Annotated in this window: 1 protein-coding gene; it reads right to left on the reverse strand. The window is 63.2% G+C overall.

Annotation, left to right across the window (positions count from 1 at the left end; translation table 11 throughout):
* Positions 1 to 101: 101 nt before the first annotated feature.
* Positions 102 to 1,061 (reverse strand): IS5 family transposase, encoded by a 960-nt coding sequence (locus GJ668_RS19770; RefSeq protein ID WP_155451792.1) that lies wholly within the window; start codon positions 1,059 to 1,061, stop codon positions 102 to 104.
* Positions 1,062 to 1,081: the final 20 nt, after the last annotated feature.

The following is a 1,081-nucleotide window of genomic DNA, read 5'->3' on the forward strand; positions in this document are numbered from 1 at the left end:
GCTACGTCATGAGTGTTTCGCGCTCCATTCAATGGCCCGTGCGGCCCATTTCGGCCACATGTAGATCGTCATATCACCCGATCCGGGGTGCCGGCGTCCCCTCAGGCGGCCAACAGCGCCGACTTGGCGCGCACCAGGTTCGCCAGGGCGAACAGGGTGTGGAGTTGGGCGCGGTTCTTGGCCAGCCCTTTGTAACGGACCTTGCGGTACCTAAACAGGTTCTTGACGATGTGAAACGGATGTTCGACGCGCGCGCGCACCGAGGCTTTCAGGCGCTCGACGTGCTTGACCAAGCCTTTGAGTTCTTCATCCTCAATGGCCTCTACTTGGCTCCGTTTGGCCGCGATGTACCAGGTCACCTCGCACTTGGCCAGCTCCTCGCGCTTCTCGGCCCCGATGTAGCCGGCATCGGCGAACACCGCCTCCTCCTGTCCATGCAACAGCTTGGAGGTCTCGGTGATGTCGGCGGTGTTGGCCGGCGTGGTCGTCAGCGAATGCACCAGCCCCGACTCGCCGTCGACTCCGATGTGGGCCTTCAGCCCGAAGTACCATTGATTCCCCTTGCGCGTGGAGTGCATCTCCGGATCGCGCGCCTTCTCCTTGTTCTTCGTCGAGGAGGGGGCCGCAATGATCGTGGCATCGACCAGCGTGGCCTTACGCCGCAACAGCCCTTTCTCACTCAAACGCGCGTCGATCGTCTTGAAGATCGTTTGCGTCAACTCGTGCTCCTCCAGCCAGCGGCGGAACTTCAACAGCGTCGTGGCATCCGGCACCGATTCACACATCGGATCCAGTCCCACGAACGCACTCAGCGCCCGGCTGTCGTAGAGCGCCTCCTCCGTCGCCTCGTCCGCCAGCCCATACCACTGTTGCACGAAGTACATTCGCAGCATCCGCTCCAGACCGATCGGCGGGCGCCCGCGTCGACCCGCTGCATTCGGGTAGTACGACGGCTCCAGCGCCTCCAGCAACGCCTGCCACGGCACCACCTGTTCCATCTCCGACAGGAACCGTTCACGGCGGGTCTGGTACTTCGGCTTCGGGGCGCGTTTCTTGGGCATCGTCGTCAGGCTGAGGGCGG

The sequence above is a fragment of the Allochromatium palmeri genome (genome assembly GCF_009720725.1).
In the GTDB taxonomy this organism is placed as follows: Bacteria; Pseudomonadota; Gammaproteobacteria; order Chromatiales; family Chromatiaceae; genus Thermochromatium; species Thermochromatium palmeri.